Annotated in this window: 21 protein-coding genes, 1 pseudogene and 1 other annotated feature; of the genes and pseudogenes, 14 read left to right on the plus strand and 8 right to left on the minus strand. The window is 59.4% G+C overall.

Annotation, left to right across the window (positions count from 1 at the left end; translation table 11 throughout):
* Positions 1–38: 38 nt before the first annotated feature.
* Positions 39–1286, minus strand: a complete 1248-nt coding sequence (locus WFM45_RS19755) for a diguanylate cyclase domain-containing protein (RefSeq protein ID WP_033631750.1) — start codon at positions 1284–1286, stop codon at positions 39–41.
* Positions 1283–1888: a YfiR family protein gene (locus tag WFM45_RS19760; protein ID WP_015376603.1), complete on the minus strand. Its 606-nt coding sequence runs from the start codon at positions 1886–1888 to the stop codon at positions 1283–1285. Before WFM45_RS19760 ends, WFM45_RS19755 begins: the two co-directional genes overlap by 4 nt.
* Before the next feature lie 639 nt (positions 1889–2527).
* Here WFM45_RS19760 and sltY point away from each other — a divergent pair.
* Both sltY and trpR read left to right on the plus strand, forming a co-directional pair.
* Positions 2528–4456 carry a murein transglycosylase gene (gene sltY, locus WFM45_RS19765; RefSeq protein WP_033631751.1) on the plus strand — a complete coding sequence of 643 codons (1929 nt, stop codon included), beginning with the start codon at positions 2528–2530 and terminating at the stop codon, positions 4454–4456.
* Between the two features lie 54 nt (positions 4457–4510).
* Positions 4511–4840: a trp operon repressor gene (gene trpR, locus WFM45_RS19770; RefSeq protein ID WP_016929152.1), complete on the plus strand. Its 330-nt coding sequence runs from the start codon at positions 4511–4513 to the stop codon at positions 4838–4840.
* 11 nt (positions 4841–4851) lie between these two features.
* On the opposite strand, the gene yjjX is transcribed toward trpR, so the two are convergent.
* Complete coding sequence (gene yjjX / locus WFM45_RS19775; protein WP_004933015.1) at positions 4852–5370, minus strand: inosine/xanthosine triphosphatase; 519 nt, start codon at positions 5368–5370, stop codon at positions 4852–4854.
* Positions 5371–5471: 101 nt separating this feature from the next.
* Here yjjX and gpmB point away from each other — a divergent pair, with 101 nt between their 5' ends.
* Complete coding sequence (gene gpmB / locus WFM45_RS19780; RefSeq protein ID WP_004933012.1) at positions 5472–6119, plus strand: 2,3-diphosphoglycerate-dependent phosphoglycerate mutase GpmB; 648 nt, start codon at positions 5472–5474, stop codon at positions 6117–6119.
* Here gpmB and robA read toward each other — a convergent pair.
* Entirely contained in the window at positions 6116–6985 is an 870-nt protein-coding gene (gene robA / locus WFM45_RS19785) for an MDR efflux pump AcrAB transcriptional activator RobA (protein ID WP_015376605.1), read from the minus strand. The genes gpmB and robA overlap by 4 nt on opposite strands.
* Before the next feature lie 342 nt (positions 6986–7327).
* On the opposite strand from robA, the gene creA reads away from it, so the two are divergent.
* Positions 7328–7807, plus strand: a complete 480-nt coding sequence (gene creA / locus WFM45_RS19790; RefSeq protein WP_004933005.1) for a protein CreA — start codon at positions 7328–7330, stop codon at positions 7805–7807.
* A gap of 51 nt (positions 7808–7858) precedes the next feature.
* Here the strand turns inward: creA and arcA are convergent, their stop codons facing one another.
* Positions 7859–8575 carry a two-component system response regulator ArcA gene (arcA, locus tag WFM45_RS19795; protein WP_004933003.1) on the minus strand — a complete coding sequence of 239 codons (717 nt, stop codon included), beginning with the start codon at positions 8573–8575 and terminating at the stop codon, positions 7859–7861.
* 629 nt (positions 8576–9204) lie between these two features.
* On the opposite strand from arcA, the gene WFM45_RS19800 reads away from it, so the two are divergent.
* The 5 genes from WFM45_RS19800 to thrC all read left to right on the plus strand — a co-directional run bounded on the left by WFM45_RS19800 (position 9205) and on the right by thrC (position 14936).
* The gene (locus tag WFM45_RS19800; protein ID WP_336956989.1) at positions 9205–9891 is read left to right on the plus strand and encodes a tRNA/rRNA methyltransferase; all 687 of its coding nucleotides are present in this window, start codon (positions 9205–9207) and stop codon (positions 9889–9891) included.
* A 212-nt stretch (positions 9892–10103) separates the two neighbouring features.
* Positions 10104–10172, plus strand: a complete 69-nt coding sequence (gene thrL, locus WFM45_RS19805) for a thr operon leader peptide (protein ID WP_086581142.1) — start codon at positions 10104–10106, stop codon at positions 10170–10172.
* Positions 10111–10228 (plus strand) — a sequence feature (Thr leader region). It overlaps the preceding gene by 62 nt.
* A gap of 24 nt (positions 10229–10252) precedes the next feature.
* Entirely contained in the window at positions 10253–12712 is a 2460-nt protein-coding gene (gene thrA / locus WFM45_RS19810; protein ID WP_004932996.1) for a bifunctional aspartate kinase/homoserine dehydrogenase I, read from the plus strand.
* Position 12713: 1 nt separating this feature from the next.
* Complete coding sequence (thrB, locus tag WFM45_RS19815) at positions 12714–13643, plus strand: homoserine kinase (protein WP_004932993.1); 930 nt, start codon at positions 12714–12716, stop codon at positions 13641–13643.
* 3 nt (positions 13644–13646) lie between these two features.
* Complete coding sequence (gene thrC / locus WFM45_RS19820; protein WP_049277389.1) at positions 13647–14936, plus strand: threonine synthase; 1290 nt, start codon at positions 13647–13649, stop codon at positions 14934–14936.
* 46 nt (positions 14937–14982) lie between these two features.
* Here the strand turns inward: thrC and yaaA are convergent, their stop codons facing one another.
* Entirely contained in the window at positions 14983–15759 is a 777-nt protein-coding gene (yaaA, locus tag WFM45_RS19825) for a peroxide stress protein YaaA (protein ID WP_004932988.1), read from the minus strand.
* A 105-nt stretch (positions 15760–15864) separates the two neighbouring features.
* On the minus strand, positions 15865–17301 hold the full coding sequence (locus WFM45_RS19830) for an alanine/glycine:cation symporter family protein (RefSeq protein ID WP_004932985.1): 1437 nt from the start codon (positions 17299–17301) through the stop codon (positions 15865–15867).
* A 383-nt stretch (positions 17302–17684) separates the two neighbouring features.
* Here WFM45_RS19830 and tal point away from each other — a divergent pair, with 383 nt between their 5' ends.
* The 3 genes and pseudogenes from tal (at position 17685) to WFM45_RS19845 (ending at position 20808) form a co-directional block, all read left to right on the plus strand.
* Positions 17685–18638 (plus strand): transaldolase, encoded by a 954-nt coding sequence (tal, locus tag WFM45_RS19835; RefSeq protein ID WP_004932982.1) that lies wholly within the window; start codon positions 17685–17687, stop codon positions 18636–18638.
* A 151-nt stretch (positions 18639–18789) separates the two neighbouring features.
* Positions 18790–19377 (plus strand): molybdopterin adenylyltransferase, encoded by a 588-nt coding sequence (mog, locus tag WFM45_RS19840; RefSeq protein WP_004932980.1) that lies wholly within the window; start codon positions 18790–18792, stop codon positions 19375–19377.
* A 124-nt stretch (positions 19378–19501) separates the two neighbouring features.
* Positions 19502–20808 (plus strand): annotated as a pseudogene (locus tag WFM45_RS19845) (MFS transporter).
* 44 nt (positions 20809–20852) lie between these two features.
* On the opposite strand, the gene satP reads toward WFM45_RS19845, so the two are convergent.
* Complete coding sequence (satP, locus tag WFM45_RS19850) at positions 20853–21452, minus strand: acetate uptake transporter (RefSeq protein WP_048326269.1); 600 nt, start codon at positions 21450–21452, stop codon at positions 20853–20855.
* Positions 21453–21776: 324 nt separating this feature from the next.
* Between satP and dnaK the strand changes: the two genes are divergently transcribed.
* Together dnaK and dnaJ are read left to right on the plus strand one after the other, a co-directional pair.
* A complete protein-coding gene (gene dnaK, locus WFM45_RS19855; protein WP_004932972.1) occupies positions 21777–23690 on the plus strand; it encodes a molecular chaperone DnaK in 1914 nt (637 codons plus the stop codon).
* Positions 23691–23796: 106 nt separating this feature from the next.
* Entirely contained in the window at positions 23797–24921 is a 1125-nt protein-coding gene (gene dnaJ / locus WFM45_RS19860; protein ID WP_004932969.1) for a molecular chaperone DnaJ, read from the plus strand.
* Positions 24922–25052 lie beyond the last annotated feature (131 nt).

Raw genomic sequence — 25052 nt, forward strand, 5'->3', positions numbered from 1 at the left:
AGTCAAAATCCCTAGTTCAAGTGTTATAGCCGGGGCTCTTATTTATGTATAGCCAGCCGCCAGCCTCCGTTATAACGATGCTTTGCCTGATACATCGCATCGTCAGCTTCGTGCAAAAGACCCTGAGGCGTCGACGCGTGATCAGGGTACAGCGCAATACCGATACTCAGAGAGGTGATGACCGCCTCGTCGTTCGGCAGAATGACCGGTTGCGTCATGCAGTCGATGATGTTGTCAGCGATCTGCAAGACATCTTCCGTGCTGTGTACCGGCGCCAGCAGCACGGCGAATTCATCCCCTCCCAGGCGGGCGACCAGATCGGTCTCGCGCAGCTGCGCGCGAATGCGCCCGGCAATGGTGGTCAGCACCGCATCGCCTGCGGCGTGGCCGTAACTGTCGTTCACCTCCTTGAAGCGATCGCCGTCGATAAACAGCACCGCCAATTTCGCCGGCGGTTCGATATCGCCCAGCGCGCGGCTCAGCCGCCCTTCGAAGAAGGCGCGGTTCGGCAAGCCGGTCAGGCTGTCGTGCGTCGCCCGGTGAGCCAGCGAGTCGTTCTCCTGCTTCAGATGGGCCTGCCAGGCCTCCAGCTCGTCGAGCAAGCCGTTGAAATCGTTGCTGAGCTCATGCAGCTCGGCGATAGGCGCTGACGGCACCCGCAGGCCGAAGGTGCGATCGCGGCGCACCGCATGCGCCACGTTGGCGATGTCGTCCAGCGAACTGACGATGCCGACCAGCATGCGGCGCGACAGCACCAGGGCGCACAGGGTGCTGAGCACCAGGCAGGCGATCATGCCGACCATGCCGCGCAACAGGAAACGCAGCAGGCTGCCGCCGTTGCCGCTCAGCCAGACCTGGCCGACCTGCTTGCCCTCGTGGGTGATAGGCAGAATGACGGGTTCGGGCAGCGCCCAGTGCGCGACGATCTGCTCCAGGCCGTGCAGCGGCCCATCGGTAGGATGGCGCCAGTTGGCCAGCATCTTGCCGTTGTTGTCGAGGATCCGTGCGTCTGATACCTCTTCGTTGGAGGATATCAGCATCAGCGCCTCGCGCGCGGCGGTGCGGTCTTCAAACACCACGGCGGCCTCGACGGTATAGCTGATGGAGCGCGCGATCAGGTGCAGGTTGTGATTGGCATAGGCGCGCAGCGCAAACAGCGCCACCAGCGTCAAAAAGATGCCGGCGGTGCCGACGGCGATCAGCGCCAGCCCAAGATGCACCCGCTGCAGCACTCGGCCCAGCGTCGGGCGCGCATTGCCGGAGCGGTTTCTACGCAACAGCCTCATAGCGGCGGCGCCTGTTTGCGTGCCAGCTGCAACACGTTGGGGTGAACGCGCACGCCGCTGCGCGCCAGAGCGTCCAGGTTGACTTTGAAACTGGCCTGGTCCCCATCAATCTGCAGGCAAAATGCGCTGCCGGCGGAGCATTCGCTATCGTTCTCGCTGATGCTGAGAATGGAGTTGCCGGAAATACGCTGCATGAAATTTTGTCTCTGCGCGGCGGTGATGTTCCCTAAGTAGATGACATCACAGCCGGTACTCAGCGTTGGGCTATCGAACGGCACGCGCTCGGCTTTAATCGGACGCGGCGCGCTCAGCAGGATCGGATCAAACAGCCCTTCGGCATACTGGGTGGGTGCGGTCACGCACAAGCGGATCGGATTAGGTTCACGCGACCAGCGTGCGTAGCTGATGATGCCTACCACTACGGTCGTCACGGCGTGCGTGCGCTTTTGATAGGGATCAGCGGCGGCGTGCGCAGGCTCGGACAACGTCAGCAGCACCAACAAAACGATCAGCAGCAGGCGGCCGATATTCAGGCGTGCGTCAAGGAAGCCCGGTTCGGGGCTTTTTGCGCAACGCATCGCTATCGCGGTCTTATTCACCATCTTCACCCGCCATTCCGGCCTGATCCACTGCCCGCAGGCCGTGGCCTGACAAGGAAAAATCCGGCCCGCTTGAAGGGACAATCGTTTTGCTGAAAGCTGTCAGTCGCACTGCCTAATGAACACTATCTAACCCATAATTGGCGCGGATTGTATTATAAGATGTCTTCGTTGGGCGCTTTATGTGCTGTTTTCTCGGAATTATCTTACTTATTTTTGATAGTATAAAAATGCCCACCCGGGTTTGCCACCGCTTTTCTGCAAAGTTGGCGCGTTTAGCCCGCTGTCAGGCGATTTGCGCAACGGTGGCGCCATATAACAAATCAAATAATGTGATGACTAATAATTAAAAAGTATTTTACTTCTCCAATAAGCGCCGGGGCAGCTAATAAAAATCCGGTGGCTGGAAATATCCCGCCGGCCTGATTTGTCAGCCAAAGTAAACGTTTTTACCTGGCCCGCGTCATGGCGATACACTTCTTCTTCTACAGTATTGAATGGATAAGCGATTGCGCTGTCTATGGTAGATATCCGCGTCCGGGCCGTGCGCCCGGCTTTATTTTGTCCCGCGGCGCCGTGGTGCGGCGGTCACCGGGGGAGCTGGGCGGCTCCTGCGGTATAACCAGTGAGGAAAGAGCGAGGATGGTCAAGGTGGACAAGCGACGGCTGTTGGCAATGGGCCTGTGTCTGACGGCGTTTTCAGGCGCGGCGCTGGCGGATTCTCTGGATGCGCAACGTCAGCGTTACCAGCAGATCAAACAGGCGTGGGATGGCAATCAGATGGACGTGGTGGCGCAGCTGATGCCGACGCTGCGCGATTACCCGCTTTATCCTTACCTGGAATACCGCGAGCTGACACAGGATCTGAGCCAGGCGGGGTTCTCCGAGGTGAACGACTTTATCAAACGCCACCCGACGCTGCCGCCGGCGAAATCACTGGTGCCGCGCTTCGTCAATGAACTGGCGCGGCGCGAAGACTGGCGCACTCTGTTGGCCTTCAGCGCGCAGCCGCCCAAACCGGTGGCGGCGCGCTGCAACTATTACTACGCCAAATGGGCTACCGGCGACCAGCAGGCGGCCTGGAGCGGTGCCGATGAACTGTGGCTGAACGGCAAAACGCTGCCGGGCGCCTGCGATCGTCTGTTCAGCGTCTGGCGCGGCGCAGGCAAGCAAACGCCGCTGGATATTCTGGCGCGCATGAAGCTGGCGTTGAAAGAGGGTAACAGTTCGCTGGTCAGCAACCTTTATAACCAGTTGCCGGCCGACTATCAGACCATGGGCAACGCCCTGGTGCGCTTGCAAAACGATCCGACCACCGTGGAAGCCTTCGCCCGCAGCGTGGGGCCGACTGACTTTACCCGCGCCGCTACCGGCATCGCCTTTGAACGCCTGGCGCGGCAGGATGTGGAAAACGCACGGGCGATGATCCCGACGCTCGCGCGGCTGCAGAAAATGAGCGACGACGAACGGCTGGGGTTGGAAGAGGCGGTGGCCTGGCGCCTGATGGGCAGCGACGCTACCTACGAGCAGGCGCAGTGGCGCGATCGGGTGATCCTGCGCAGCCGTTCGCCTTCGCTGTTGGAGCGCCGGGTGCGCATGGCGTTGGGCAACGGCGATCGGCAGGGCGTCGCGACCTGGCTGGCCCGCCTGCCGGAAGAGTCGCGCAACAAGGATGAGTGGCGCTACTGGCGCGCCAGTCAACTGATGGACGAAGGCAAACGCGCCGAAGGCGAGGAGATGTTGCGTAACCTGATGACCGAACGCGGCTTTTATCCGATGGTGGCGGCGCAGAAGCTGAACGCCACTTATCCGGTGATGGTGGCGGTGGCGGCCAAGCCGCGCACGTCGCTGGTCGACGGGCCGGAGGTCGCCCGGGTGCGCGAGCTGATGTACTGGAATATGGACAACCTGGCCCGCAGCGAGTGGGGCTCTTACGTCGCCAGCCGCAGCCGGCCGGAACAAGAAGCGCTGGCGCGCTACGCCTTCGAGCAAAAATGGGCCGATCTGAGCGTGCAGGCGACCATCGTCGGCAAGCTGTGGGATCATCTGGAGGAGCGCTTCCCGGTCGCCTGGCCGCAGGAGTTCCGCCGCGCGACCGATGACAAAGGGATCACCACCAGCTACGCGATGGCGATCGCGCGTCAGGAGAGCGCCTGGAATCCGAAAGCGCAGTCGCCGGTTGGCGCTACCGGCCTGATGCAGGTGATGCCGCGCACCGCGCAGCATACGGTGCAGATGTTCAATATTCCCGGTTACGTCGGCCCGAGCCAGCTGTTCGATCCACAGACTAACATCACCATCGGCACCAGCTATCTGGAGTCGGTCTATCAGCAGTTCGGCCGCAACCGCATTCTGTCGAGCGCCGCCTATAACGCCGGCCCGTCGCGGGTGAACACCTGGCTGGGCAACAGCGCGGGGCGGATCGATCCGGTGGCATTCATCGAAAGCATTCCGTTCTCGGAAACCCGCGGCTACGTCAAGAATGTGTTGGCCTATGATGCGTTTTACCGCTATCTGACGCACCGGCCGGCCAAGGTGCTGACCGACGCCGAGTGGCAGAGACGTTATTGATTTTGACGACCCTATGGTATGCTGCTGTACTAGTTAAATAGTATGGTGGCTGCCATGACGCAATTATCATTAAACGACCCCGCTCTTTCAGAACAAGGCAATGAGGATTGGCTGCGCTTCGTCGCGCTGCTGCAGAATTCGTTTGCGCAAGAACTGCATCAACCGCTGCTGCAGCTGATGCTGACGCCGGACGAGCGCACCGCGCTGGGCACCCGGGTACGGATCATTCAGGAATTGATGCGCGGCGAGATGAGCCAGCGCGAGCTGAAAAATGAACTGGGCGCGGGGATCGCCACCATCACCCGCGGTTCAAACAGCCTGAAAGCGGCGTCGCCCGCGCTGAAACAGTGGCTTGAGCAGCAGCTGCTGCACGATGCGCCCTAGCAGGCTCTGCGCTATTGCTGATAGATGGCGTTGTGGAACGGCACCAGCGCCAGCAGCAACGCTTGATGGTAAACGCTGGTGCGGCTCAGCCGGCCGTCGGTGAAGACGCCGATGGCGCCGCCCTGACGCTTCACCTCGGCGTTACCGGTGATCGCCGCCATTTCGCTGCCCAATTCGCGACCGGCGCGAATACCTTGTAAGATGACCTCCGGCAGCATCAGGCTCGCCGAGCGGGATTCGCCGCGGATGTGCGGGTTCTCTATGGTCATCCAGGCGAAGGTCATATTCTCTTCAATCCCGGCTTCCACGCCGACCCAAAAATCGGCCTCGGGCCTGACCTGGCGCGCTTCCATCACGCGTTGACGCGAGCCGGTGCGGGTTTCGTGATTGCCTATCGGCTGCAGCGAGACACCGCTGGCGACGTCAACGGATTCAATGCGGTATTGGCCTGCGCCAAAGACATCATCGAAGGCCAGTTGAATAGCCTTGATCTTTGCCGGGTTGGTAGTTGCAGCGACAACATGGTACATAACGGGTTTGATATCCTTCTGGCCGATACGCCGGGCAGCGGCAAAAGCGCCACCGGGCCGGGGATAAATGCAAATTTCACGCAGTATAACGGAAAACAAAAATGTTACAGGTATACCTCGTTCGCCATGGCGAAACGGAATGGAACGCGGCTCGCCGCATCCAGGGTCAGTCCGACAGCCCGTTAACCGCCATGGGTGAACACCAGGCCCGTCTGGTCGCCAGGCGCGTCAGCAAAGAAGGCATTACGCACATCATTACCAGCGATCTGGGGCGCACGCGCCGCACCGCACAGATCATCGCCGACGCCTGTGGCTGCGAAGTGATTAGCGATCCGCGTTTGCGTGAGCTGCACATGGGGGTTCTGGAAGAACGCCTGATCGACAGTTTGACGCCGCAGGAAGAGCAGTGGCGCAAACAGATGGTCGATGGTACTCCTGACGGCCGAATCCCTCAAGGCGAATCCATGGAGGAGCTGGGCGAGCGCATGCGCGCCGCGCTGGAGAGTTGCCTGATGCTGCCTGAAGGCAGCAAGCCGCTGCTCGTCAGTCATGGTATCGCGTTGGGGTGTTTGATCAGTACGGTGCTGGGGCTGCCGGCCTATGCGGAACGCCGCCTGCGCTTGCGCAACTGCTCACTGTCGCGCGTCGATCACCAGCAGAGCCCGTGGCTGGCTTCCGGCTGGATCGTGGAAACGGCGGGCGATGTCACGCATTTGGACATGCCCGCGTTGGACGAACTGCAGCGTTAACGCCGAATCGGGATCAGGTAATCGCACTTGATCTCGATAGGTGCCTGATGCGGACGGCGCTCGCCTTTCGGATAGAAGCGCTCGATGTCGTGCCCTTTGCGGCGCGTCAGCTGGAGCGCCGGCAGGCAGGTGCCGTAGACCGTCAGAATAAAGTCTTGCAGTCCCTCGGTGGGCCCTTCGTAGCTGAACATCGCAAACTCACCGCCCGGCAACACCAGCGGCTGGCCTTCCTGTACCTTGTCAGGCACCTGATCCGGCTCCAGCGCCGTGGTGTACAGCACTTCCTGTTCGTCATCCTTCTCCTGGCTCGGTCGCGAGTGATGCAGCCCGTACAGCACCGGCGGCAGGGTTTCGACGTCACCGAGGAACTGACGCCAGAACTGTGAGCGCAGTTCGGTGCGCACGGTGGTGATCTGTTCCAGCGTACAGGAGTAGCTTTGGGTCAGGCCGACCAGCTGCTTGTCCGGCAGCGAGACGAATTCCGGCTGCGGCAAGGTGAAGGCTCCCAGACGGATCGGCGGACAGATGCCGAATGCATTCCAGTCTTCGGCGCGGCGGTACAGCGCCGGCGTTTGCGCAAACTGTTTTTTGAAGGCGCGGGTGAAGGTCTGCTGCGAGTCGAAGCGATATTGCAGGGCGATATCCAAAATCGGCCGGCTGGTCAAACGCAGCGCGACGGCGGCTTTGGACAGCCTCCTTGCCCGGATGTAAGCACCGATGGCGTTACCGGTAATATCTTTGAACATCCGTTGCAGATGCCATTTGGAGTAGCCTGCCTTGGCCGCCACGTTATCCAGCGACAAGGGTTGGTCCAAATGGCTTTCCAGCCAGCTAAGCAGATCACGAATGATACCGGCTTGATCCATAGATCTTCCTCGTAAAGCTTGGGGGTAGGAACCCGAACTGTTGATTCGTCACGCTGGTGCTGCGCTATCAGACCGATCCATGAGCCATTATGCGTTGCACTCTTTGCCTCTGCTGCGCATGCCGCGCCAGAGTTGGATTGGGGTACACCGTAGTGGGCGCAAAGAAATAACGACGCCGCATCATAGCAATTTTTTTACTCCGCGACTCTCAAAGATTTTTGTCACGCTCTGTGCTAAAACGGACGGTGCGGACCCGTAAAAAACCGATTCCGTGAGCTTAGACATAAATAATGGCGACCGCCGAACCTATTTTTGCGGCAAGGTTATACCGGAGTTAAGTAAATGAAAAAAAGCTGGATATTTTTATTCGGTTTGGTTTGCGCAACCGTTGGCAGCGCGCAGGCGGAGCAGGTGGGCTCCGTTGATACGGTGTTTAAATTGTTGGGGCCGGACCACAAAATCGTGGTGGAAGCGTTCGACGATCCGGATGTTAAAAATGTAACTTGTTATATCAGCCGCGCCAAAACCGGCGGCATCAAAGGCGGCCTGGGGCTGGCGGAAGACACCGCCGACGCGGCCATTTCCTGCCAGCAGGTGGGGCCTATCGAGCTGAGCGACAAGATCAAAAACGGCAAGGCGGAAGGCGATGTGGTGTTCCAGAAACGCACCTCGCTGGTGTTCAAGAAGTTGCAGGTGGTGCGCTTCTATGACGCCAAGCGCAATTCGTTGATTTACCTTAGCTATTCCGACAAGGTGATCGACGGTTCGCCGAAGAACGCGTTGAGCGCGGTGCCGATCATGCCGTGGGCTGAGACGAAATAAAAAAACGGGGTTCAGCATGCTGAACCCCGTTTTCATGACGGCAGGCCGGAATTACTCTTCCAGATCGCCGCAGAAGCGGTAGCCTTCGCCATGAATGGTGGCGATGATTTCCGGCGTATCCGGCGTCGATTCGAAGTGTTTGCGAATGCGACGGATGGTGACGTCCACGGTGCGGTCATGCGGCTTCAGCTCGCGGCCGGTCATTTTCTTCAGCAGTTCGCCGCGCGACTGGATCTTGCCCGGGTTTTCGCAGAAGTGCAGCATGGCGCGGAATTCGCTGCGCGGCAGCTTGTACTGTTCGCCGGCCGGGCTGATCAAAGAGCGGCTGTTGATGTCCAGCTCCCACCCGTTGAACTTGTAGCTCTCGACCAGACGGCGCTCTTCGCCGAGGCTGCCCAGGTTCATGGTGCGCGACAGCAGGTTGCGCGCGCGGATGGTCAGCTCACGCGGGTTGAACGGCTTGGTGATGTAATCGTCGGCGCCGATTTCCAGGCCGAGGATTTTGTCCACTTCGTTATCGCGACCGGTCAGGAACATCAAGGCGACGCTGGCCTGTTCACGCAGTTCGCGCGCCAACAGCAGGCCGTTTTTGCCTGGCAGGTTGATGTCCATGATGACCAGATTGATATCATTTTCAGACAGGATATTGTGCATCTCTGCACCATCATTGGCTTCATGAACAATGTAGCCTTCCGCCTCGAAAATGCTCTTCAGGGTGTTACGAGTGACTAACTCGTCTTCGACAATCAGAATGTGCGGGGTCTGCATATTTGCTACCTAAAATTGCCAACAAAATAGAAAATCGGAAGTACAGAAGTCTTTGTTTTCTTAGAGGAGGGCAGAGATAGCGCCACGTTCCCTCTCAGCAAATGACTAAAGTACGTAAACTCGTTCTTGATGCACTTTCCATCTCATGTCAACAAGATCGCTAGCCTGGTGGGGATGCTGTTCCCTACAACCCCTTGGGTGCCGAAACGGCGCATATCCTAACCCCATTAACAGCAATATAACAGCGCGTGCCGAATTCATCACCCAACAAAACTACGCTTTGTTGACATATATCAAATTCAATTGTAGCACGTTAACAGATTTGTGAAAAACACTTACAGAAATGCCAGTTTAAGTCACAGAACCTCAAATTCTGTGAACGATTCAGCATTATCCGGCCCGATAGGATACAATTATTCGCTTATTGATCATCGCGTTGTTTTAACTTATTGATAAATAAACACAGTAAAACATAAGCGCGAATAATGACTATTACGATGGGTTTATTAGCTCAACGAGCCGTTTAATCTTGTTTGTTGCTATTAACGCGTTTATTGTTACGTAATTGTAAATATAAGCGGGCGCTGCGCCATCGTCAAAAACGCAGGCCCGCCTTCGGTGGAAGAGTGATGCAGCTTCATATTGTTTTAGTGGCTCCGGCGCGGCCGGAAAATGTCGGCGCGGCGGCGCGCGCGATGAAAACCATGGGCTTCACGTCGTTGCGCATCGTCGACAGCGAGGCGCACCTGCAGCCGGCGGCGCGCTGGGTGGCGCACGGTGCCGGCGAGATCCTCGACGGCGTGCAAACGTTCGCCACGCTGGAACAGGCGCTGGCGGGCGTGGATTTTACCGTCGCCACCACCGCCCGCAGCCGCGCGCGCTTTCACTACTACTGTACGCCGCCCGAACTGCTGGAACAGCTGAGCGAACGTAAGCAGTGGGTCGGCCAGGCCGCGCTGGTGTTCGGCCGCGAAGATTCCGGCTTGACCAACGAAGAGCTGGCGTTGGCGGACTTGCTGACCGGCGTGCCGATGCAGGCGGACTATCCGTCGCTTAACCTGGGCCAGGCGGTGATGGTGTACTGCTATCAGTTGGCTAGCCTGATGGGTGTCAATACGCCACAGGAAACGGCGGCGTCGGAAGGGCAGCTTAAGGCGCTGCGCCGCCGCGCCGATGCCTTGTTGAACGCGTTGGAGGTCGGCGATGACCAAAAATTGCGCGACTGGCTGCACCAGCGCCTCGGCGCGCTGCAACAGCGAGATACGGCGATGCTGCATACGCTGCTGCACGACATCGAAAAAAAACTCGCCAAGTGATAGCGGCTCCATCAGACGGTTACCCAGCGTGATCCACTAGTAAATCGGCTTTAAGTTGTTTTTTTGTTCTGTCATTTTGCTTTTCACCTGTTGCATCGCGCATTACCGCCGCTGAACGGAAAATAAGCAAAAAAAAGAAATAGTTTGACTTGGGATAGCGATTGCTTTAACCAATAGAGGGGACAGAGTATTTCATGAGACAGACAGACAACATGCGCAACATCAGCCTGAAAACCACAATTATTACCACCACCGATACCACAGGTAACGGGGCGGGCTGACGCGCACAGGAAACACAGAAAAAAGCCCGCACCTAATCAGTGCGGGCTTTTTTTTCGGCTTAAATTCGGAGAGATCACACATGCGAGTGCTGAAATTTGGCGGAACCTCGGTGGCGAATGCAGAACGTTTTCTGCGCGTCGCCGACATCATGGAGAGTAATGCGCGTCAGGGACAGGTAGCCACGGTCTTGTCCGCCCCCGCAAAGATCACCAACCATCTGGTGGCAATGATCGACAAAACGGTGGCGGGTCAGGACATTCTGCCGAATATCAGCGACGCCGAGCGGATCTTTGCCGACCTGCTGAGCGGACTGGCGCAGGCGCTGCCGGGCTTTGAATACGATCGTTTGAAAGGCGTGGTCGATCAGGAGTTCGCGCAGCTCAAACAGGTGCTGCACGGCGTCTCGCTGTTGGGTCAGTGTCCGGACAGCGTCAACGCGGCGATCATCTGCCGCGGCGAAAAGCTCTCCATCGCCATCATGGAAGGGGTGTTCCGCGCCAAGGGTTATCCGGTCACGGTGATCAACCCGGTGGAGAAACTGCTGGCGCAGGGCCACTACCTGGAGTCTACCGTGGATATCGCCGAGTCCACGCTGCGCATCGCCGCCGCGGCGATCCCGGCCGACCACATCGTGCTGATGGCCGGTTTCACCGCCGGTAACGACAAGGGTGAGCTGGTGGTGCTGGGCCGCAACGGCTCCGACTATTCCGCCGCGGTGCTGGCCGCCTGCCTGCGCGCCGACTGTTGCGAAATCTGGACCGACGTCGACGGCGTGTATACCTGCGATCCGCGCACCGTGCCGGACGCCAGGCTGCTGAAATCGATGTCGTACCAGGAGGCGATGGAGCTTTCCTATTTCGGCGCCAAAGTGCTGCACCCTCGCACCATCACGCCGATTGCCCAATTCCAAATCCCTTGCCTGATAAAAAACACCTCCAACCCGCAGGCTCCCGGCACGCTGATCGGCAAAGACAGCACCGATGCCGATATGCCGGTGAAAGGCATCACCAACCTGAATAATATGGCGATGATCAACGTCTCCGGCCCGGGCATGAAAGGCATGGTCGGCATGGCTGCGCGGGTGTTCGCCGTGATGTCGCGCGCCGGCATTTCGGTAGTGTTGATCACCCAATCCTCTTCCGAATACAGCATCAGCTTCTGTGTGCCGCAGGGCGAACTGCAGCGCGCCCGCCGCGCGCTGGAGGAGGAGTTCTATCTGGAATTGAAAGATGGCGTGCTGGATCCGCTGGACGTCATGGAGCGCCTGGCGATCATCTCGGTGGTCGGCGACGGCATGCGCACCCTGCGTGGCATTTCAGCGCGCTTCTTCTCCGCGCTGGCGCGCGCCAACATCAATATCGTCGCCATCGCCCAGGGTTCTTCCGAGCGTTCAATCTCGGTGGTGGTCAGCAATGATTCCGCCACCACCGGCGTGCGCGTCAGCCACCAGATGCTGTTCAACACTGATCAGGTGATCGAAGTGTTCGTCATCGGCGTTGGCGGCGTCGGCGGGGCGCTGATCGAACAGATCTACCGCCAGCAGCCGTGGCTGAAGCAAAAACATATCGATCTGCGGGTGTGCGGCATCGCCAACTCGCGCGTGATGCTGACCAACGTGCACGGCATCGCGCTGGACAGCTGGCGGGACGAGCTGGCCGGCGCGCAGGAGCCGTTCAATCTCGGCCGCCTGATCCGGCTGGTGAAGGAGTATCACCTGCTGAACCCGGTGATCGTCGACTGTACCTCCAGCCAGGCGGTGGCCGATCAGTATGTGGACTTCCTGGCGGACGGCTTCCATGTGGTAACGCCGAACAAAAAGGCCAACACCTCGTCGATGAACTATTATCAGCAACTGCGCGCCGCCGCCGCCGGTTCGCACCGCAAGTTCCTCTACGACACCAACGTCGGCGCCGGTCTGCCGGTGATCGAGAACCTGCAAAACCTGCTGAACGCCGGCGATGAGCTGGTGCGTTTCTCCGGCATCCTGTCCGGTTCGCTGTCCTTTATTTTTGGCAAGCTGGACGAAGGGCTGTCGCTGTCGGCGGCGACTCTGCAGGCCAGAGCCAATGGCTACACCGAGCCGGATCCGCGCGACGATCTGTCCGGTATGGACGTGGCGCGCAAGCTGCTGATCCTGGCGCGCGAAGCCGGTTACAAGCTGGAGCTGAGCGATATCGAGGTCGAGCCGGTGCTGCCGCCGTCCTTCGACGCGTCGGGCGACGTGGAGCATTTCCTGGCGCGGCTGCCGGAACTGGATAAAGAGTTCGCGCGCAACGTGGCCAATGCCGCCGAGCAAGGCAAGGTGCTGCGCTATGTCGGCCTGATCGACGAAGGGCGCTGTAAGGTGCGCATCGAGGCGGTGGACGGCAACGATCCGTTGTATAAAGTGAAGAACGGCGAGAACGCGCTGGCCTTCTACAGCCGTTATTATCAGCCGCTGCCGCTGGTGCTGCGCGGCTACGGCGCCGGTAACGATGTGACCGCAGCGGGCGTGTTCGCCGATCTGCTGCGCACACTGTCATGGAAGTTGGGAGTTTAATATGGTTAAGGTGTATGCACCGGCCTCGATCGGTAACGTCAGCGTCGGTTTTGATGTGCTGGGCGCGGCGGTTTCGCCGATCGACGGCACGCTGCTGGGCGACTGCGTCAGCGTGGAAGCCGCCGAGACGTTCAGTCTGCAAAACGCCGGGCGCTTCGTCAGCAAGCTGCCGGCCGAGCCGAAAGAGAACATCGTTTATCAATGCTGGGAGCGTTTCTGCCAGGAGATCGGCCGCGAAGTGCCGGTGGCGATGCGGCTGGAAAAGAACATGCCGATCGGGTCGGGGCTGGGCTCCAGCGCTTGTTCGGTGGTGGCCGGGCTGATGGCGATGAACGAATTTTGCGATCGGCCGCTGGATAAGACGACGCTGCTCGGTCTGATGGGCGAGCTGGAAGGCCGCATTTCCGGCAGCGTGCATTACGACAACGTGGCGCCCTGCTATCTGGGCGGCCTGCAGCTGATGCTGGAAGAAGAAGGCATCATCAGCCAGGAAGTGCCGTGCTTCGATGATTGGCTGTGGGTCATGGCCTATCCGGGCATCAAGGTCTCCACCGCCGAAGCGCGCGCCATTTTACCCGCGCAGTACCGCCGCCAGGATTGCATCAGCCACGGCCGTTATCTGGCCGGCTTTATTCACGCCTGCCACACCCGGCAGCCGCAGCTGGCCGCCAAATTAATGCAGGACGTGATCGCCGAGCCGTACCGCACCCGGCTGCTGCCGGGCTTCGCCGAAGCGCGCAAGGCGGCGCAGGAGATCGGCGCGCTGGCCTGCGGCATCTCCGGCTCCGGCCCGACGCTGTTCGCCGTCTGCAACGACGGCGCCACCGCGCAACGCATGGCCGCCTGGCTGCAACAACACTATCTGCAAAACGACGAAGGTTTTGTTCATATTTGCCGTCTGGATACCGCAGGCGCTCGACTACTGGGATAACGCATGAAACTGTACAACCTTAAGGATCACAACGAGCAGGTCAGCTTCGCGCAGGCGATCAAACAAGGCCTGGGCAAGCAGCAGGGGCTGTTCTTCCCGCTGGAGCTGCCGGCGTTCGAACTGACCGAGATCGACCAGCTGCTGGAGCAGGACTTTGTCACCCGCAGCAGCCGTATTCTGTCGGCCTTTATCGGCGAAGAGGTGCCGGAAGCGGCGTTGAAGAAACGCGTACAGGCCGCCTTTGAGTTCCCGGCGCCGGTGGCGAAAGTGACGGAAGACGTCTCCTGCCTGGAGCTGTTCCACGGCCCGACGCTGGCGTTCAAAGACTTTGGCGGCCGCTTTATGGCACAGATGCTGGCGGAAGTGGCCGGCGATCAGCCGGTGACCATTTTGACCGCCACCTCCGGCGACACCGGCGCCGCGGTGGCGCATGCCTTCTACGGCCTGAAAAACGTACGGGTGGTGATCCTGTATCCACAGGGCAAAATCAGCCCGCTGCAGGAAAAGCTGTTCTGCACCCTGGGCGGCAACATCCACACCGTGGCGATCGACGGCGACTTCGACGCCTGTCAGGCGCTGGTGAAGCAGGCGTTCGACGATCAGGAATTGAAAGACGCGCTGCACCTGAACTCGGCCAACTCGATCAACATCAGTCGCTTGCTGGCGCAGATCTGCTACTACTTCGAGGCGGTGGCGCAGCTGCCGCAGGAAGCGCGCAATCAGCTGGTGATTTCGGTGCCGAGCGGCAACTTCGGCGATCTGACCGCCGGGTTGCTGGCCAAATCGCTGGGCCTGCCGGTGAAGCGCTTCATCGCCGCCACCAACGCCAACGACACCGTGCCGCGCTTCCTGACCAGCGGCCAGTGGCAGCCGCACGCCACGGTCGCGACGCTGTCCAACGCCATGGACGTCAGCCAGCCAAACAACTGGCCGCGTGTGGAAGAGCTGTTCCGTCGCAAGGTCTGGCAGTTGAAAGAGCTGGGTCACGCGGCGGTCAGCGACGAGACCACCAAAGACACGATGCGTGAGCTGGCCGAGCTGGGCTATATCTCCGAACCGCACGCGGCCATCGCCTACCGCGCGCTGCGCGATCAGCTGCAGGAAGGGGAGTTCGGTCTGTTCCTCGGCACCGCGCATCCGGCCAAGTTTAAAGAGAGTGTGGAAGCTATCCTCGGCCAGGAACTGCCGTTGCCGAAAGCGCTGGCGTTGCGGGCCGATCTGCCGCTGCTGTCGCACACGCTGCCGGCCAGTTTCGGCGAGCTGCGCACGTTCCTGATGGGGCTGCCGGCCTGAAGTTCGGCAGGGTAAAATGCGAAAAGCCGTCTTGCGACGGCTTTTTTTATGCTTGTTCCGGGCGTTTGAACACCAGCTCGTTGCCCTGCGAGGCGGCTTCGTCGAAGGCGTAGCCTTCCAGGTTGAAGTCCGCCAGCTGCTCGCTGCGCGTCAGGCGGTTTTTGATGATAAAGCGGCTCATCAACCCGCGCGCTTTCTTGGCGTAGAAGCTGATGACCTTGAACTTGCCGTTCTTCTCGTCGAGGAACACCGGTTTGATCAGCGAACCGTGCAACTTGGCCGGTTTCACCGCTTTGAAATACTCGTCGGAGGCCAGGTTGACCACCACGTCGTCGCCCTGTTGCTCCAGCGCTTCGTTGAGCTTTTGGGTGATCTGATCGCCCCAGAAGCTGTACAGATCTTTGCCCTTCGGGTTTTCCAGCTTGATGCCCATCTCCAGCCGGTACGGCATCATCAGATCGAGCGGGCGCAGCACGCCATATAGGCCGGACAGCATGCGCAGATGCTGCTGGGCGAAGTCGAAATCGGCTTCGTTGAAATCCTGCGCCTGCAGGCCGGTGTAAACGTCGCCCTTGAACGCCAGCAGCGCCTGGCGGGCGTTGTCCGGGGTAAATTTCGGCTGCCATTCGCTAAAGCGCGCGGCGTTGAGCCCGGCCAGCTTGTCGCTGATGCTCATCAGGCTGGCGATTTGCGCCGGCGTCAGCGCGCGGCAAATTTTGATAAGCCGCTGAGATTTGTCCAGCAGTTCGGGCTGCGTGAAGCGTTCTGTCGCCAGCGGGCTGTCGTAATCGAGCGTTTTTGCAGGGGAAATAATAACGAGCATGGCCAGATCCTGTTTATCCAAGTGCGCATACTGTAGCAAAAAGCGCGGAAAAAAGGGGCAATCAGTCCAATAGGCGGGGCGTGCATCGCACACGCCCCGGAATACTCAGCGCGGCGGCTGCTTGTCGTCCCACACGCCCGGCTCCAGTTGCGATTTCAGCTCTGGGTAGCGGTTGGCATCGAAGGTCGGCAGTTTGCCCAGGCGGCGCTGGCGATGGTAATCGTCGGCCAGCTTCAGCGCCACCCGCGACAGCAGCAGGATCGCCGTCAGGTTGGTGATCGCCATCAGCGCCATGGAGGTATCCGCCATTTTCCACACCAGCGGCAGCTCCGCCAGCGCGCCGAACATCACCATGCCCAGCGCCACGCAGCGGAAAATCAGCAGGCCGCCCGGATGATTGTGTTCGAGGAACACCAGGTTGCTCTCGGCATAGGCGTAGTTGGCGATGATCGAGGTAAAGGCGAAGAAGAAGATGGCGATAGCGACGAACGGCGTGCCCCAACTGCCGACGGCGGTCGACAGCGCGCGCTGGGTCAGATCGATGCCGCTGATGCTGTCGGTCGGCTGATCGAGAATGCCGGAGGAGAGGATGATCGCCGCGGTGGCGCTGCAGATGACGATGGTGTCGATAAATACCCCGAGCATCTGCACGTAGCCCTGTGAAGCGGGATGCGGCGGATAAGGCGAGGCGGATGCCGCCGCGTTGGGCGCCGATCCCATGCCGGCTTCATTGGAGAACAGGCCGCGCTGCACGCCCTGGGTCATCGCCTGGGAGATACCGTAACCGACGGCGCCGGCCGCGGCTTCCTGCAGGCCGAAGGCGCTTTTGAAGATCAGCGTCAGGATCGCCGGCATGTGCTCGATGTTATGGCCAATCACCCAGAGAGCCAGCAGCAGGTAGGCGCCGGCCATCAGTGGCACCACCAGCTCGGCCACTTTGGCGATGGAGCGGATGCCGCCGAAGATCACCACGCCGCTCAGCAGCACCAGACCGATGCCGACGTGCAGCGGCTGTAAGTGGAAGGCGACGGCGGAAGCTTGCGCGATGGAGTTGGCCTGCACGGCGTTGAACACCAGACCGAATGCGATGATCAGGAAGATCGAAAACAACACGCCCATCCAGCGCATGCCAAGGCCTTTTTCCATGTAATAGGCCGGGCCGCCACGGTAGTTGCCGTTATCGTCTTTGGTTTTATAGAGCTGAGCCAGCGAGCTTTCCACAAATGAGGTGGCCATGCCGATAAACGCCACCACCCACATCCAGAAGATGGCGCCGGGGCCGCCGGCGGTCAGGGCGATGGCGACGCCGGTCAGGTTGCCGGTGCCGACGCGCGCTGCCAGCGTGGTGCACAGCGCCTGGAAAGAGGAGATGCCGGCGCTGTCGCTTTTATTGCTGTTTTTCAACACCGAGAACATGTGGCTGAAGTGGCGGAGCTGGATAAAGCGGGTGCGCAGCGTGAAGTAAATGCCGGTGCCGAGCAGCAGATAAATCAGCACCGACCCCCACAAAATGTTGTTTATAAAATTCATCAGGTCCGTCAATGGATCCCTCCTCTTATCGAAATTTAATGCGCACCTTGCAGCATCCACCGCAGGTGAAAAACATTGGCCTATTTTTTACAAGAGCTTAGCTGGAATCTGTCCGGCGTCAGTCGATTAAGATTTTTCGCAGATTAGCGGACGAATTGCATCAATTTTTTCGAATTTAACATAATTTATTCGGACAATAGCACGTTATTGCCTTTCCATCCGCTCGGTAATGGCGAAAGATATCGGCGTAAACGGTTGCTCGCCCAAGGATAAAACAGATGCTTGTGCGCCGCGGTTTTCCAGCCTTGCACCGGGCTTGGCGCATGTTATTATCAGGGTAGGGCATGGTTGAACAATGCCAAAAGTTCATGCACAAACGATGAGATAATGCCAACATGACCGACAAATTAACTTCCCTGCGCCAGCTGACCACAGTGGTTGCAGATACGGGTGATATCGCGGCAATGAAGCTGTATCAACCGCAGGACGCCACAACCAACCCTTCGCTGATCCTCAATGCAGCCCAAATTCCTGAATACCGCAAACTGATTGACGAAGCCATCGCCTGGGCGCGCGGCCAGAGCAGCGATCGCGAGCAGCAAATCGCCGATGCCGCCGACAAGCTGGCGGTCAACATCGGTCTGGAGATCCTCAAACTGGTTCCGGGGCGCATCTCCACCGAAGTGGATGCACGCCTGTCTTACGACACCGTTGCCAGCGTGGCCAAGGCCAAGCGCCTGATCAAGCTGTACAACGAAGCCGGCATCAGCAACGATCGCATTCTGATCAAACTGGCCTCGACCTGGCAGGGCATCCGCGCGGCGGAGCAGCTGGAGAAAGAAGGCATCAACTGTAACCTGACGCTGCTGTTCTCCTTCGCTCAGGCTCGCGCCTGTGCCGAAGCCGGCGTTTACCTGATCTCGCCGTTCGTCGGCCGTATCCTCGACTGGTACAAAGCCAACGGCGACAAGAAAGAGTTCGCCCCGCACGAAGATCCGGGCGTGATCTCCGTGACCGAAATTTACCAGTATTACAAACAGCACGGCTACAACACCGTGGTGATGGGCGCCAGCTTCCGCAACGTCGGCGAAATCATCGAACTGGCCGGCTGCGACCGCCTGACCATCGCGCCTGCGCTGCTGAAAGAGCTGGCGGAGAGCGAAGGCGCGCTGGAGCGCAAACTGTCTTATACCGGTGAAGTGAAGGCGCGTCCTGCCGCACTGACCGAACCTGAGTTCTACTGGCAGCACAACCAGGATCCGATGGCGGTTGAGAAACTGACCGACGGCATCCGCAAGTTCGCCGTAGACCAGGGCAAACTGGAAAAAATGATCGCCGACCTGCTGTAATTCCCGCAGATCGCGCAGTAAAAAGGTGGCTCAGGCCACCTTTTTTTATGCCCGACGCCCCCGCAGGCGGGGGAAGCCCTTATACTCTCGGCAATGACAACAGAACGGGAGACGAACCCGTTCGAACCCCATCAGGCTGTAGAGGTTACGCATGGATATTTTACGTATTGGTTTGGTTTCCGTTTCCGACCGCGCTTCCGGCGGCGTTTACCAGGATAAAGGCATTCCGGCGCTGGAGGAGTGGCTGAGCGGCGCGCTGGCGACGCCCTTCAAGCTGGAAACCCGGCTGATCCCCGATGAGCAGACGCAAATTGAACAGACGCTGTGCGAACTGGTGGACGAAATGGGCTGCCATCTGGTGCTGACCACCGGCGGCACCGGGCCGGCGCGCCGCGACGTCACCCCCGACGCCACGCTGGCGATCGCCGATCGCGTGATGCCCGGCTTCGGCGAGCAAATGCGTCAGATCAGCCTACACTATGTGCCAACGGCAATTCTTTCTCGCCAGGTGGGGGCGATCCGCAAACAGGCGCTGATCATCAACCTGCCCGGCCAACCGAAGTCGATCAAGGAAACGCTGGAAGGGGTAAAGGATGAGCAGGGCAATGCGGTGGTGCACGGCATCTTCGCCAGCGTGCCTTACTGCATTCAGCTGCTCGACGGGCCTTACGTCGAAACGCATGCCGCGGTGGTAGCAGCATTTCGGCCAAAGAGCGCGCGTCGCGAGATAAACCTCTAAATTTCAGCGTTCTGCGACATCGGCCTCAGTCCGTCTGGTGTGAAAATAATTTGCCGCTATAGTAAGGATTCTTTTACAGAAAGCCTGCGGCTTTTACTTTTACAGCCTTTACCGACGGTGCCCTATGCCTCACGACACTAATCGCCGGCTGAACCGGCAAGACTACAAAACGCTGACGTTGGCCGCGTTAGGCGGCGCGTTGGAGTTTTACGACTTCATCATCTTTGTGTTCTTCGCCGCCGTGGTCGGCGATCTGTTCTTCCCGGCGGACATGCCGGAATGGCTGCGGCTGGTGCAAACCTTCGGCATCTTCGCCGCCGGCTATCTGGCCCGCCCGCTGGGCGGCATCGTGATGGCGCACTTCGGCGATCTGGTCGGCCGCAAAAAGATGTTTACCCTGAGCATTCTGCTGATGGCGTTGCCGACGCTGGCGATGGGCCTGCTGCCGACCTACGCCAGCATCGGCATCGCCGCGCCGCTGTTGCTGCTGCTGATGCGCGTGCTGCAGGGGGCGGCGATCGGCGGTGAGGTGCCGGGCGCCTGGGTCTTCGTCGCCGAACACGTGCCGCGCCGGCGCATCGGCTTCGCCTGCGGCACGCTGACCGCCGGGCTGACGGTCGGCATCCTGCTGGGCTCGGTGGTGGCGACGGTGATCAACACCACGCTCAGCCCGCAGAGCATTGCCGGCGGCGGCTGGCGCATTCCATTCCTGCTTGGCGGCATGTTCGGCCTGGTGGCGATGTACCTGCGCCGCTGGCTGCAGGAAACGCCGATCTTTATCGAGATGCAGGCGCGTAAAGCGCTGGCCGAGGAGCTGCCGCTGAAATCGGTGGTGCTCAACCACAAACGGGAAGTGGCGGTGTCGATGCTGCTGACCTGGCTGCTCTCCGCCGGCATCGTGGTGGTGATCCTGATGACCCCGACCTATCTGCAAAAGCAGTTCGGCATCGCGCCGGCCTTGACGCTGCAGGCCAACAGCATCGCCACCATCATGTTGATCGCCGGCTGCATCGTCGCCGGTTTGTCGGCCGATCGCTTCGGCGCCAGCAAAACGCTGGTGGTCGGCAGTGTACTGCTGGCCGGCTGCAGCTGGCTGTTCTATCAGACGGTGGGCGTGCGCCCGGAAATGCTGTTCGCCTGTTATGCTCTGGTGGGGTTCAGCGTAGGCGTGGTGGGGCCGTACCGTACGTGATGGTGCGGGCATTCCCGGCGGAAGTGCGGTTTACCGGTATCTCGTTCTCATATAACGTCTCGTACGCTATTTTTGGCGGTTTAACCCCTATTTTTGTGACATTGATCATGAAATTAACCCCGTTAGCGCCCGCTTACTATGTGTTGGCGCTGTCGCTCATCGGGCTGCTGCTCGGCTTCTACCTGCATCGTGACCTGAACAGCGAAGCCGGGGAGCGGCGAGCCGACTCCTACAGCTAAAAAAAAGCCCTGCAGTGCAGGGCTTTTTCATCAGGGGCGGGCGATTACGCCGTGACCGGTGAGGCCGCGACGCGCGCCGGAGCCGGTTCGCCAATCGGCAGCACGGTGCGGCCGTATTGCTCGTTGAGTACTTCGGCCATCGCCAGGTAAATGGCGCTGGCGCCGCAGATAATCCCTTCATAGCCGGCGAAGGTCAGCAGCGTGTGGTTGCCGGTGATGTTGCCGACGGCCAGCAGGGCGAACAGCAGCGTCAGGCTGGCGAACACGAACTGCAGCACGCGGTTGGCGCCCAGGGTGCCGAAGAACATGAACAGGGTGAAGATGCCCCACAGCGCCAGGTAGATGCCCAGCACGTGGGCTTCAGTGGCCTCTGCCAGGCCCAGACGCGGCAGCAGCAGCAGGCCGACCAGGCTCAGCCAGAAGCTGCCGTAGGCGGTGAAGGCGGTCATGCCGAAGGTGTTGCCCTTCTTGTACTCCAGCAGACCGGCCAGGATCTGGGCCAGGCCACCGAAGAAAATCCCCATGCTGATGATGGCGGAGTTCAGTGGGAAAAAGCCCGCGTTGTGCAGGTTCAGCAAGACGGTGGTCATCCCGAAGCCCATCAGGCCGAGAGGGCCGGGATTCGCCAACTTGTTGGTGTGCATAAGTCCTCTGCGATAACAGAAAATTAACGGAAACAGCGAATTAAAATCATAAATGGTCTGAATGGCCAAAAAATCGAAGTTTTCCACCAGAGCGCGCGCATCATAATGATCCCCGCAACCGGAAACAATGATCTGAATGACGATAAAAAAAGAAATTTTTTTCGCCTTGCCCCTTGATGCCGGGTTGGATGGCCCCATCTTATTTGCAACCGCAGCTGCTAACCGCGGGTCGCACTGAGATATCGGGCAGTTGAAAAGCAAAAAATCGCCCGCATATAGGTTAGCAACCTGACTGATTATGAATTTTTTAGTGGAGACGTTTAGATGGGCAAAATTATTGGTATCGACCTGGGTACTACCAACTCTTGCGTAGCAATTATGGATGGTGCCAAGGCACGCGTGCTGGAAAACGCCGAGGGCGACCGCACCACTCCTTCTATTATCGCATATACCCAGGACGGTGAAACTCTGGTTGGCCAGCCGGCTAAGCGTCAGGCAGTCACCAACCCTGAAAACACCCTGTTCGCCATCAAGCGCCTGATCGGTCGCCGCTTCCAGGATGAAGAAGCGCAGCGCGACAAAGCGATCATGCCGTACAAAATCGTCGAAGCCGACAACGGCGACGCCTGGCTGGAAGTGAAAGGCCAGAAAATGGCTCCGCCGCAGATCTCTGCGGAAGTGCTGAAAAAAATGAAGAAAACGGCGGAAGATTACCTGGGCGAACCGGTAACTGAAGCGGTTATCACCGTACCGGCATACTTCAACGATGCCCAGCGTCAGGCGACCAAAGACGCCGGCCGCATCGCGGGTCTGGAAGTCAAGCGCATCATCAACGAACCGACCGCGGCGGCCCTGGCCTATGGCCTGGACAAAGAAGTCGGCAACCGCACCATCGCGGTTTATGACCTGGGCGGCGGTACTTTCGATATCTCCATCATCGAAATCGACGACGTTGACGGCGAAAAAACCTTTGAAGTGCTGGCGACCAACGGTGACACCCACCTGGGTGGCGAAGACTTCGACAGCCGTCTGATCAACTACCTGGTGGAAGAGTTCAAGAAAGATCAGGGCATCGATCTGCGCAACGATCCGCTGGCGATGCAGCGTCTGAAAGAAGCCGCTGAGAAAGCGAAGATCGAACTGTCTTCCGCTCAGCAGACCGACGTTAACCTGCCGTACATCACTGCAGACGCGACCGGTCCAAAACACATGAACATCAAAGTGACTCGCGCCAAACTCGAGTCGCTGGTTGAAGATCTAGTGGCGCGCTCCATCGAGCCGCTGAAAGTGGCGCTGAAAGACGCTGGCCTGTCGGTTTCCGACATTCAGGACGTGATCCTGGTGGGCGGCCAGACCCGTATGCCAATGGTGCAGAAGAAAGTCGCAGACTTCTTCGGCAAAGAACCGCGTAAAGACGTGAACCCGGACGAAGCGGTTGCCGTGGGCGCTGCGGTACAGGGCGGCGTGTTGGCCGGTGATGTGAAGGACGTTCTGCTGCTGGACGTGACCCCGCTGTCGCTGGGTATCGAAACCATGGGCAGCGTGATGACGCCGCTGATCACCAAAAACACCACTATCCCGACCAAGCACAGCCAGGTGTTCTCTACCGCTGAAGACAACCAGTCTGCGGTAACCATCCACGTGCTGCAGGGTGAGCGTAAGCGCGCCAGCGATAACAAATCTCTGGGCCAGTTCAACCTGGACGGTATCCAGGCGGCGCCGCGCGGCATGGCGCAGATCGAAGTGACCTTCGATATCGATGCCGACGGCATCCTGCACGTGTCTGCCAAAGACAAGAACACCGGCCGTGAGCAGAAGATCACCATCAAGGCATCTTCTGGCCTGAACGAAGACGAAATCCAGAAAATGGTGCGCGACGCCGAGCTGAACGCTGAAGCGGACCGCAAGTTCGAAGAGCTGGTACAGACTCGCAACCAGGCGGATCACCTGATCCACGGCACGCGCAAGCAACTGGAAGAAGCGGGCGACAAACTGCCGGCGGAAGACAAAACGGCGATCGAAGCGGCGCTGAAAGATCTGGAAGCGGCGGTGAAAGGCGAAGATAAAGCCGAGATCGAAGCGAAGACCCAGGCGTTGGTGCAGGTTTCCGGCAAACTGCTGGAAATGGCTCAGGCGCAGCAGGCTCAGCAGGGTGCTGACGCCGGCGCGGACAACGCGGCGCAGAAAGACGACGACGTGGTTGACGCCGAGTTCGAAGAAGTTAAAGACAAAAAATAATCGCCCTTAAGCGGGCACGGGGCGGCCGAGGTGCCGCTCCCGGAAACCAGCACGGGCGTCGAGGCAACTCTGCGCCCGTGCACGCATGTTAAGGGTAAGCGAAAGAATGGCGAAGAAAGACTATTACGAGATTCTCGGCGTCAGCAAGACGGCGGATGAACGTGAGATCAAAAAGGCGTACAAACGCCTGGCGATGAAATACCATCCTGACCGCAACCAGGAACAAGACGCCGAAACCAAGTTTAAAGAAGTTAAAGAAGCTTACGAAGTTCTGACCGACGACCAGAAACGCGCGGCCTACGACCAGTATGGGCACGCGGCCTTTGAACAGGGCGGCATGGGCGGCGGCGGCTTTGGCGGCGGCGCCGACTTCAGCGATATCTTTGGCGACGTGTTTGGCGACATCTTCGGCGGAGGCCGCCGTCAGCGCGCCAGCCGCGGTTCCGATCTGCGCTATAACATGGAGCTGACCCTCGAGGAAGCGGTACGTGGCGTCACCAAAGAGATCCGCATCCCGACGCTGGAAGAGTGCGACGTCTGCCACGGCAGCGGCGCCAAGCCGGGCAGCTCACCGGTTACCTGCCCAACCTGTCACGGCCAGGGCCAGGTGCAGATGCGTCAGGGCTTCTTCACCGTGCAGCAGGCGTGTCCGCACTGCCATGGCCGCGGTCAGATCATCAAAGATCCGTGCAACAAGTGCCACGGCCACGGCCGGGTAGAAAAATCCAAGACGCTGTCGGTGAAAATTCCGGCCGGCGTCGATACCGGCGACCGCATTCGCCTGGCGGGTGAAGGTGAAGCCGGCGAACACGGCGCACCGGCGGGCGATCTGTACGTTCAGGTGCAGGTGAAGGCGCACCCGATCTTCGAGCGTGAAGGCAACAACCTGTACTGTGAAGTGCCGATCAACTTCGCCATGGCGGCGCTGGGCGGCGAGATTGAAGTGCCGACGCTGGACGGCCGGGTGAAACTGAAGGTGCCTTCGGAGACCCAAACCGGCAAGCTGTTCCGCATGCGCGGCAAGGGCGTGAAATCGGTGCGTGGCGGCAGCCAGGGCGACCTGCTGTGCCGCGTGGTGGTGGAAACCCCGGTCAATCTGAACGACAAGCAAAAGCAGCTGCTGCGTGAGCTGGAAGAGAGCCTGGGTGGCCCGTCCGGCGACAAGAACAGCCCGCGCTCGAAGAGCTTCTTCGACGGGGTGAAAAAGTTCTTTGACGATCTGACTCGCTAACCTGTTGTTTCTGTTGGCTTATGTGCGAACCCCGGGCTTCTGTCCCGGGGTTTTTATTTGCGCGCCGAACCGCTAATTCCACAACGTAAATGTGACTTATTCGTGCTTTTTATCGGTTTTTTCGAGTTATT

The organism is Serratia sp. KG1D (assembly GCF_037150675.1).
In the GTDB taxonomy this organism is placed as follows: domain Bacteria; phylum Pseudomonadota; class Gammaproteobacteria; order Enterobacterales; family Enterobacteriaceae; genus Serratia; species Serratia nematodiphila.

Coding starts and splice junctions, on each gene's coding strand:
- WFM45_RS19760 (WP_015376603.1), bottom strand. CDS start 1,888: ATGGTGAATAAGACCGCGATAGCGATGCGTTGCGCAAAAAGCCCCGAA.
- yjjX (WP_004933015.1), bottom strand. CDS start 5,370: ATGTACCATGTTGTCGCTGCAACTACCAACCCGGCAAAGATCAAGGCT.
- yaaA (WP_004932988.1), bottom strand. CDS start 15,759: ATGCTCGTTATTATTTCCCCTGCAAAAACGCTCGATTACGACAGCCCG.
- thrA (WP_004932996.1), top strand. CDS start 10,253: ATGCGAGTGCTGAAATTTGGCGGAACCTCGGTGGCGAATGCAGAACGT.
- arcA (WP_004933003.1), bottom strand. CDS start 8,575: ATGCAGACCCCGCACATTCTGATTGTCGAAGACGAGTTAGTCACTCGT.
- trpR (WP_016929152.1), top strand. CDS start 4,511: ATGACGCAATTATCATTAAACGACCCCGCTCTTTCAGAACAAGGCAAT.
- thrC (WP_049277389.1), top strand. CDS start 13,647: ATGAAACTGTACAACCTTAAGGATCACAACGAGCAGGTCAGCTTCGCG.
- tal (WP_004932982.1), top strand. CDS start 17,685: ATGACCGACAAATTAACTTCCCTGCGCCAGCTGACCACAGTGGTTGCA.
- thrB (WP_004932993.1), top strand. CDS start 12,714: ATGGTTAAGGTGTATGCACCGGCCTCGATCGGTAACGTCAGCGTCGGT.
- dnaJ (WP_004932969.1), top strand. CDS start 23,797: ATGGCGAAGAAAGACTATTACGAGATTCTCGGCGTCAGCAAGACGGCG.
- creA (WP_004933005.1), top strand. CDS start 7,328: ATGAAAAAAAGCTGGATATTTTTATTCGGTTTGGTTTGCGCAACCGTT.
- robA (WP_015376605.1), bottom strand. CDS start 6,985: ATGGATCAAGCCGGTATCATTCGTGATCTGCTTAGCTGGCTGGAAAGC.
- WFM45_RS19755 (WP_033631750.1), bottom strand. CDS start 1,286: ATGAGGCTGTTGCGTAGAAACCGCTCCGGCAATGCGCGCCCGACGCTG.
- gpmB (WP_004933012.1), top strand. CDS start 5,472: ATGTTACAGGTATACCTCGTTCGCCATGGCGAAACGGAATGGAACGCG.
- sltY (WP_033631751.1), top strand. CDS start 2,528: ATGGTCAAGGTGGACAAGCGACGGCTGTTGGCAATGGGCCTGTGTCTG.
- satP (WP_048326269.1), bottom strand. CDS start 21,452: ATGCACACCAACAAGTTGGCGAATCCCGGCCCTCTCGGCCTGATGGGC.
- mog (WP_004932980.1), top strand. CDS start 18,790: ATGGATATTTTACGTATTGGTTTGGTTTCCGTTTCCGACCGCGCTTCC.
- dnaK (WP_004932972.1), top strand. CDS start 21,777: ATGGGCAAAATTATTGGTATCGACCTGGGTACTACCAACTCTTGCGTA.
- WFM45_RS19800 (WP_336956989.1), top strand. CDS start 9,205: ATGCAGCTTCATATTGTTTTAGTGGCTCCGGCGCGGCCGGAAAATGTC.